Genomic DNA, 3,800 nt, shown 5'->3' on the forward strand with positions numbered 1-3,800 from the left:
ACGCGTGGACGCGCGCGGACGAGGCGCCGAGGCGAGAACGGGAGCCGGGCGGGTGCGCGGGGGCGGAAGCGCGACGCCAGCGCGAGGGCGAGAGCGCGGCGCTGAGCGAAGGCGTCCAAGCGGGCACGCGCGGCGCCCAGGCGGCCGACGCCAAGCGGGGCCCGCCGCAGGGGGGCGCTCCAGCAGATCCGCCGCGTGGGTGCGAGGCGTCCAGCAGGCCCGCCGCCCGCGCTATCCCGCCGCATGCGCCACCCCGCCGTGCAGAACGACACGCCAAACTGGCCAAAAATGACGACCTGACGACAGAAGGGGGGCCGATAGCGGCTGGCTTTCCCCCGCGAGCGCACGGGCCGCTGAGCGCGACCTGGGAAAACGAAGCAGCGAGGGCGCAGGCGCGGTCCAACGGGCCACGATTTCGTCGTCAGGTCGTCATTTTTGGCCAGTTTTTCCAGAGTTTCGTCCCGCCCCACCCCGCCAAGCGAGGCGGCTCCCGGTCGGCACAGCCTCTAATACGCGACACGCCAGCAGAGCGCGCCGCGCTCGACTTCGCTATGGCGCGGCGTCGCCGCTCAGGCCCCTTCGCCGGCACCGCCGTCCCGACTTCGGCGAACGCCTAAGGCTCGCGGAACCCGACGCGCTCCCCCGACGGGCACATCCGCCTCATGGGCGGCGGCTGGCGAACCGCCCTCGGGGAAGGCGCCGAGGCATCGCTGGCGGCGCAGGGCGCGGGGCGACCCCGCAGCCCGCCCTGTGCCCTAGCGGGACAAGAGGGAGGCCACCAGGGCCTCGGCCACGCGGAGGCCGTCCACGGCGGCGCTCGTGATGCCGCCGGCGTAGCCCGCGCCCTCGCCGCAGGGGTACAGCCCACTCGGCACGGCGGGCGTCTGCGCGCGACGCGCCTGGAAGTCGGCTGGATCGCGCACGATGCGCACGGGACTCGAGCTGCGCGCCTCCACCGCCGTCATCACCGCGCCGGGATGCGCGAAGCCGGGCAGCTTGCGGTCGAGCAGCGGCAGGGCCTCGGCCAGGGCGTCGGTCACGAGCGGCGGCAGGCAGGCGCGCAGATCGGCCCAGGCTATGCCCCGCGGGTAGGTAGACGTGACGAGGGGTTCGGCGCCGGCGGCGACGGAGGCACTGCCGCCACGCCCGGGGACGCAGGCCGCCTCAGACGCCTCCCCGCCCCCGACCCGCCGGGCATCGCGCGCGCCAGCGCCGGTGGAGTCGCCGGCATGCCTGCACCCGGGCACCGCCCTCTCGGGCCCACGCCTCCGACCCTCCCCTGCATCTCCCGATCCGGCGAGGAAGGCGCCGACGGTCTGGGCGGGGGCGGCGTAGTCCCCCGCCCCGCAAGCCAGGTCGAAGGCCGCGCGCTCGAGGTCGCGCTGGAAGGCGACGCCGGCCAGGGGGTCATCGCCGGGCAGGTCGGCCGGGTCAACGCCCACCAGAAGCGCGCTGTTGGCGTTGGCACCGTCGCGCGCATGGCGGCTCATGCCGTTCACGCAGACGCCGCCCTTCTCGCTGGCGGCGGCCACCACCGTGCCGCCGGGGCACATGCAGAAGGTATAGACGCCGCGGCCGTCCTTGGTGTGCACGGCCAGCTTGTAGTCCGCCGCGCCAAGCGCCGGATGCCCCGCAGCCGGCCCCAGCTGCACGGCGTCGACGAGGGCCTGGGGATGCTCGATGCGCACGCCCACGGCGAAGGGCTTGCGCTCGAGGGGCAGTCCCGCATCGCGCACCATCGCGAAGGTGTCGCGCGCCGAGTGACCGCAGGCGAGCACCACGCGGCAGGCCGCCACGCGCTCCTCGGCGCCCGTCTCCCCGTCACGCAGGATGACGGCGGCGATGCGGCCGCCCTCCCACTCGATCCCGTCGAGCCGCGTGCGGAAGCGCACCTCGCCCCCCGCCGCGATGATCTGCGCGCGCAGGCGGCGCACCACGTCCACCAGCAGGTCGGTGCCGATGTGAGGCTTCGCGTCCACGAGGATGTCCGCAGGTGCGCCGGCCTCGACGAAGGTCTCCAGCACCTGCCGGATATGCGGGCTCTTGGTGCCGGTGTTGAGCTTGCCGTCGGAGAACGTGCCGGCGCCGCCCTCGCCGAACTGGATGTTGGCCTCGGGATCGAGGGGCCCGCCGGCGTCGAAGGCAGCCACCGCGGCCGCGCGCTCATCCACCGCCGGCCCGCGCTCCACCACGAGCGGGGCGAGGCCGGCGCGCGCCAGGTACAGCGCGCAGAACAGGCCGGCCGGGCCGGTGCCCACCACCACGGGCCGCGGCTCGCCGGAAGCCGCGAGCGCCGCGGCGGCGTCGGGCACCACGAGCGGGGCGGGGGCGCGGTAGGGGCCGACGGCGACGCCCTTGGCCGGGCGTGCGACGGCATCGTCGGACGCGTCGACGGCAAGCGCGCACACGAAGTGGACGCTCGCCTTCTTGCGGGCGTCCACGCTGCGGCGCAGCACGCGCACCTCGCGCACGTCGGCGGCGCGCAGCCCCAGCGCGCGAGCAGTCTCGCGGCGGAGCAGGGCGCCGCCCTCGGGCAGGAGCGCGTCGAGCGATACGGGGACGTTGGAGGCGCGCAGGATCATCGCCGCCCCCTCTCATCGTCCCGCCCGCCGCCCGCAGGCGATGCGGGGCGGCGCTCGGCTCCCGGCGCCGCAGCGACGCCGGCGGCGGAAGCGCGCGGGGCATTACCGCGCGCGCCGCCCTCCTGGCCCACCAGCACCGCGCCGGCCGCGCTCCAGCCGGCCAGAAGCCCGCTCGCCCAGGCCCAGTGCAGGTTGTAGCCGCCGCAGGGCGCGTCCACGTCGAGGGCCTCCCCCGCCACGTAGAGCCCCGGCACCGCGCGGCACGCGCCGGTGCGGGGATCCACCGCCTCCACGGCCACGCCGCCGCGGCGCACCTGGCACTGGCGCACGTCGCCGAGGCCGCGCACCGTCAGGCGCAGCCCCTTGAGCACCGGGGCGAGCACTTCGGCCGCTGCCTCGTCCAGCGCCCCTTCGCCGCGCAGCCTCGCCGCCTGGCACAGCACGTGCCCCACCGGCGCGAGCACGAGCCCGCGCAAGGCGTCCTCGCAGGTGACAGGCCCGCCAAACGCCACGGCCAGGCGCCGCGCCCGCGCCGTCAGGAACGCGGCGGCATCCCGCGCGCCCACCGCCGGCAGAAAGTCGACGGCCAGCTCATCGCCCGGACGCGCGAGGCGCGACAGGTTGAACGCGGCGATGCCCGACACGCCGTACTTGCGGAACATCACCTCGCCCTCCTCGCGAGCCGCCCGCGCGCCACCGCGCCAAAGCTCGAGTGCCCCGCGCACCCGGATGTTATCGAGCTGGCGCACGAGACGCGTGTCGGTGGCAAGCGGCCCGAGCGTCGGCTCGGGGTCGCGGAAGGGCACCCCCTCGGGCATGAGCGTACGAGCCACCGAGCCGCCCGCGGCCACGATCACCGCATCCGCGCGCTCGAGGCGCCCGTCGGCCAGGCGCAGCGTGAGCGGGCCACCCGCGCGCCGTGCCGGCTCGACGGCCTCCACCGCAGTGCCGCAGCGCTCCTCGACCCCGGCGGCCGTCGCGGCGGCGCGCAGCACGTCGAGCACCGCCGTCGCCTTGTTAGGCAGCGGGTAGAGCCGGCCCTCCGACTCCTCGCGCCAGCAGAGCCCGTGGTCGGCGAAGAACGCCTGCACCCCGTTGGCCGCCACGGGCCAGGAGACGCCACGCCCCGCGCGCTGCGCATCGGATGCGCCCCCCTCCTCGGCGCCGACGGCACGCGGCGCGCCGGCGGCCCCCGCCGCGCACGACGCGGCCCCGAGC

Annotated in this window: 2 protein-coding genes; both read right to left on the reverse strand. The window is 76.5% G+C overall.

The genetic code is table 11. From position 1 onward, the window contains the following. Nucleotides 1-755: 755 nt before the first annotated feature. Entirely contained in the window at nucleotides 756-2,579 is a 1,824-nt protein-coding gene (locus D1643_RS11895; protein WP_370520339.1) for an NAD(P)/FAD-dependent oxidoreductase, read from the reverse strand. After that, nucleotides 2,579-3,800, reverse strand: a 1,222-nt coding sequence (locus D1643_RS10180) for an NAD(P)/FAD-dependent oxidoreductase (RefSeq protein ID WP_160710512.1), incomplete at its 5' end; no start/stop codon positions are given. The genes D1643_RS10180 and D1643_RS11895, both read right to left, overlap by 1 nt.

Origin of the sequence: Enterorhabdus sp. P55 (assembly GCF_009911695.1) — a bacterium.
Classification (GTDB): Bacteria; Actinomycetota; Coriobacteriia; order Coriobacteriales; family Eggerthellaceae; genus Enterorhabdus.